We start from the raw sequence: 4,395 nt of genomic DNA on the forward strand, positions 1-4,395 counted from the left end.
AAGAACCTCCTCGTCGAGCCGGAAGTTACCTACACCAACTTCGATTCTGTGAACCAGGATCAGTGGGCTGGTATCCTCCGCTTCCAGCGCAGCTTCTAAGACCTCATTTTCGAGATCTGATCTGACTTGACCCCTGATCGGATGGAGACCGGTCCGACTTCCAGCGAAATCGGGCCGGTCCTTCCGAGTTGGGGACCGCTACATTTGAGGGTCGCTACCACCCGGGTGTACCACACCCGGAGGTAGAATTTTTTTCCTTACGCTTTATATGTAATGTTATTCTTATATTCGATGGCCGGCTGGACTGTTTAAAGGCCGGAGACCGCCGACATTGTTTCGGCAATGAGCAAAGAGCCGGGACAAAGCCGTCGCCGGTTTCCCAGGTGTCAAAGCTGCGGCCCGCGGAGAGGCTTGCGCCAACGCACTCCAAACCTATCAAGATCATCGACAAGCCGCATTTTTTGTCGTAGAGAGGCCGCATGTCATTTACCTACGCAAATGCCTCGCGATTTTATTCGTACCGCTGCTCTCAGCGGAGGCGGGCCCGTGCGTAAGTAAAACTGACGCAACGACATAAACCCGAACAGCCGCTAGTCCTACCTGGCGGCTTTTTTGTCGCCACGGTATGACCCAAAAAGGAACTGATACCGTGTTGAAATCCACTGATGATTTGCGAATTGTCGAGATTACTGCCCTTACGCCGCCTTCTCGTATTGTAGAGGAGATTCCGCGGGACGAGGCCGTCACCACCACCGTGACGGATACACGCAACGCCGTTCACGGCATCCTGCATAATGACGATGATCGATTGATCGTGGTCATCGGCCCCTGCTCCATCCACGATCCGGTCGCGGCGCGTGACTACGCCGCTCGTTTGAAGGAACAGCGCGACCGGTTCGCAGACGATCTCGAAATCATCATGCGGGTCTATTTCGAAAAGCCGCGAACCACAGTCGGCTGGAAGGGTCTGATAAATGACCCACATCTCGACGGAAGCTACCGCATCGAAGAGGGATTGCGCATCGCCAGAAGTCTTCTGGTCGACGTCAACGAAATCGGGCTGCCGGCCGGCTGCGAATACCTCGACACGATCACGCCGCAATACATTTCCGATTTGGTAAGCTGGGGCGCAATCGGTGCGAGGACGACCGAGAGCCAGGTGCATCGCCAGCTGGCTTCCGGCCTCTCATGCCCGGTCGGCTTCAAGAACGGCACGAATGGCGATGCACGGATAGCTCTGGATGCGATCGTTGCGGCCTCGCAGCCGCATCATTTCCCCGCCGTGACCAAGGACGGCCTTGCCGCAATAGCCTCGACGCGCGGCAACGAGGATTGTCACCTCATTCTGCGCGGCGGCAAGCAACCCAACTATGACGCGGCCAGTGTCCAGGCGGTATCGGCACAGGCTGAGCAATCCGGGCTTGATCCGCGGATCATCATCGATGCCAGCCATGCCAACAGCAGCAAGAATCCCGAGAACCAGCCACTGGTCGTCAACTCCGTCGCGGAGCAGATATCTGCCGGCGACCATCGCATCAAAGGCATGATGATGGAGAGCAATATCGTCGGCGGCCGCCAGGACCTCGTTCCCGGCAAAGCGTTGGTTTATGGCCAAAGCATCACAGACGGCTGCATAGATTGGCCGACCTCCGTCCGTACGTTGGAAGAACTGGCCCGAGCCGCGCAAGCAAGACGACGTATGCCTCGCCAGTAGTATTTTGATCCAGGGATCGCTTGCCCGATACGCGTCGGCGAACGATCCCTGGCCACCTTCGAGCTTGTCCCCGCCAAGTGGCGGGGACAATAAATTTCCCTTTCGATCGGATCAGGACTGCTCGCGACCGACGACCAGCTTCAGCGAGCCTTCGAATTCCGGTTGCGTGCGCAGATGCCCATATTGGGCGTCCCATGTACCGTCCCTGAGATCGCGGCCGAGATCGGCAACGAAGCGGTTACCGATCGACATATCGACGAAGCTCCAGGCGGAATTGGCAAGGCGAGCGCCCGGCTCAAGCAGGCGCTCCGGACGCCCGTAATAAGCCTCGCCGAAGCCATCCGTGCAATTCAGCGGAATCGGCACGGGAATGACCTCGGCATTGCCGCCCAACCCTTCGCTGATGGTTGCCATTTGCGGATAGCGGCGCGCCTCTACCGCGATCACTTCCGGCGCATAGTCGACAAGCCAGAAGCGATCGAGCTCATCGGGATCGCCGGTCAGGATCAGGACGGGACCGCGCGTCACCCGCCGCATCTCGGCAAGCCCCGCTGCCAAATCGGACCACTGGTGCACGGTGAATGTCGCCATACAAGCATCAAAACTGTCGTCTGCAAAGGGAAGCTTCTCGGCAGTGGCATCGATGGCGGCAGGCAGATGCGCCGGCCGCTGCGCTCGCATTGATTCGGACGGTTCAACGGCTGTAACCGCGCGATCAACAGGCTCATAGGAGCCGGCACCAGCACCTACATTGAGGACGCTGCGAGCATCGCCCAATGCAGCGCGTATAAACACCGCAATATTTGGATCCGGCTGGCGGTATTTTGCGTAGTTCGTGCCGATCACAGCGTAATTTGCGTCACCGGCGCTGCCGTCCTGATATCTACTGGCCATAGTCTTCATCCTCGTTGTCTGGGTTCCGGCATAGCTTTGCCGCCATCGAAAATGCTCTCGCAATCCGAATTTCATTGTTCCCTTAGTAGGGGAAATTTACTTTGTAAGCCGGACAAAACATTATGGTGTGCGGGAAGAAAACCGATATGATCGAACAAAAACTGTTCGGAAATCTCACATGGCCCGCCGCATACCGTCCCTAAACGCATTACGAGCCTTCGAAGCCGCCGGCAGGCATGGACGGATGACTCTGGCGGCCGATGAGCTGAACGTGACGCATAGCGCCGTCAGTCGTCAGATCCAGCATCTCGAGGATGTGTTGGGCGTGCCGCTGTTCGAGGGACCGAAGAACAAACTGCGGTTGACAGAGGCGGGTTCGACCCTGCTGTCCGGCCTGAGTTCCGCTTTCGATCAGATCGACATGTCGGTGCGGTCGGTTGCGGATACGGAAGACGGATCGCTCGATGTCTCCTGCCCCGGCACCTTTACCATGCGTTGGCTGATCCCGCGGCTTTACCGGTTCCAGGCGGAATATCCCAATATCGAAGTTCGCCTGACGGCATCGTCTCGTCCGGTCGACTTTGCGCGCGACGGGTTCGATGTCGCGATCCGGGTCGGTACAGCGCCCTGGCCGCAGGGCGCTGAGGTGATCGTGCTTTTTCCGGAGCAGACAGGCCCGGTGATCTCCCCTTCCCTCGAAAGAACCGTCGCGGAGAATTTCGCCGGCGTTCCGCAGCTTCATACCAGAACGCGCCTTCGCGCCTGGGGCGATTGGCTGTCGCGGTCAGGCGCACCGATCGAAGCCGGAACGCGTGTCGAATACGAGCATTTTTATTTCATGCTGGAGGCAGCAAGCGCCGGCCTCGGCGTCTGCGTAGCGCCATGGCCCTATGTGACCGATGACATCCGCTTCGGCCGCCTCACCGCGCCCCTGGGTTTCATCGACAGCGGGCATCATTACGTGGCGCTCCGGCGCGCCCGGCGGAATAGAAAATCAGTGTTGTTCTGCGAATGGCTGCAGAAGGAAGCGCAGGCATTCTCGGCCTCGCACCCAACGCTCACGGGCTAGAACATCCCGCTTTCAGGTGAAATCACCTGCAGGCGGACAAGATGCTCTAGATTCTGAAAAACTAGAGCGACCTTTGTGCGTTCAAATGAACGCACGGCGCCCTAGGCGCGGCGATAGTGGGCGAGGCTTACATAATGTTTCCGAGGCCCTTGCACGTGCCACATTTCAGCCCAGGCATCCGGCCCGCGAAAGAAAAGACGACCGCGATATAGATCGGGGCCGCATTGATGGGCGACGCGTTGCGAGGCGCCGTTCCCGATGCGGATGAATTCGGTGAGATCGGGGAAGCAGACCGCGACATGTCCAACCTCGCCATGCAGGCGATAGGTACGGCTGCTCCGAAGCGTCACAAAATCCGCCGTCGTATCGCCATGCTCCTCGAACTGGACAGGCGTCACGAACGCCTGCCCTTCGAACAAGACAACGGAGCCGTTGAGGCGGTCGATGATCTTCCGCCTCACATTCCATGTGCCGAGATAGGGTTTCAGCCGTTCATTCACGCCCTTCCCCCGCGGCCATGGTCTTTATTTAGGATGCCGCGCGTTGCGTATCGACGCCGGACTGCCTGACCGGCAGTTTCCAGCCTGGGCGCACGAAATGGCAGGTGTAGCCGTTCGGAATGCGCTCCAGATAGTCCTGGTGCTCCGGCTCGGCTTCCCAGAAATCGCTTGCCGGCGTCACTTCGGTGACGACCTTGCCCGGCCAGAGGCCGGAGGCG

At 58.9% G+C, this 4,395-nt stretch carries 5 protein-coding genes; 2 read left to right on the forward strand and 3 right to left on the reverse strand.

Annotated features, from left to right (window positions below):
• Window positions 1-625: 625 nt before the first annotated feature.
• A complete protein-coding gene (locus tag PY649_RS34430; RefSeq protein WP_432761460.1) occupies window positions 626-1,714 on the forward strand; it encodes a 3-deoxy-7-phosphoheptulonate synthase in 1,089 nt (362 codons plus the stop codon).
• A gap of 111 nt (window positions 1,715-1,825) precedes the next feature.
• Here PY649_RS34430 and PY649_RS34435 read toward each other — a convergent pair whose 3' ends face one another.
• Window positions 1,826-2,608, reverse strand: coding sequence for a class I SAM-dependent methyltransferase (locus PY649_RS34435; protein ID WP_285873516.1), 783 nt, complete (start codon window positions 2,606-2,608; stop codon window positions 1,826-1,828).
• A gap of 178 nt (window positions 2,609-2,786) precedes the next feature.
• On the opposite strand from PY649_RS34435, the gene PY649_RS34440 reads away from it, so the two are divergent.
• On the forward strand, window positions 2,787-3,677 hold the full coding sequence (locus PY649_RS34440; RefSeq protein WP_285873518.1) for a LysR family transcriptional regulator: 891 nt from the start codon (window positions 2,787-2,789) through the stop codon (window positions 3,675-3,677).
• A gap of 101 nt (window positions 3,678-3,778) precedes the next feature.
• On the opposite strand, the gene PY649_RS34445 is transcribed toward PY649_RS34440, so the two are convergent.
• Together PY649_RS34445 and PY649_RS34450 are read right to left on the reverse strand one after the other, a co-directional pair.
• Entirely contained in the window at window positions 3,779-4,177 is a 399-nt protein-coding gene (locus PY649_RS34445; protein ID WP_285873519.1) for a DUF6314 family protein, read from the reverse strand.
• 28 nt (window positions 4,178-4,205) lie between these two features.
• Window positions 4,206-4,395: peptide-methionine (S)-S-oxide reductase (locus PY649_RS34450; protein ID WP_285873520.1), on the reverse strand; the 190-nt coding region annotated here is incomplete at its 5' end.

Source organism: Rhizobium mayense (genome assembly GCF_030272705.1).
Classification (GTDB): Bacteria; Pseudomonadota; Alphaproteobacteria; order Rhizobiales; family Rhizobiaceae; genus Rhizobium; species Rhizobium mayense.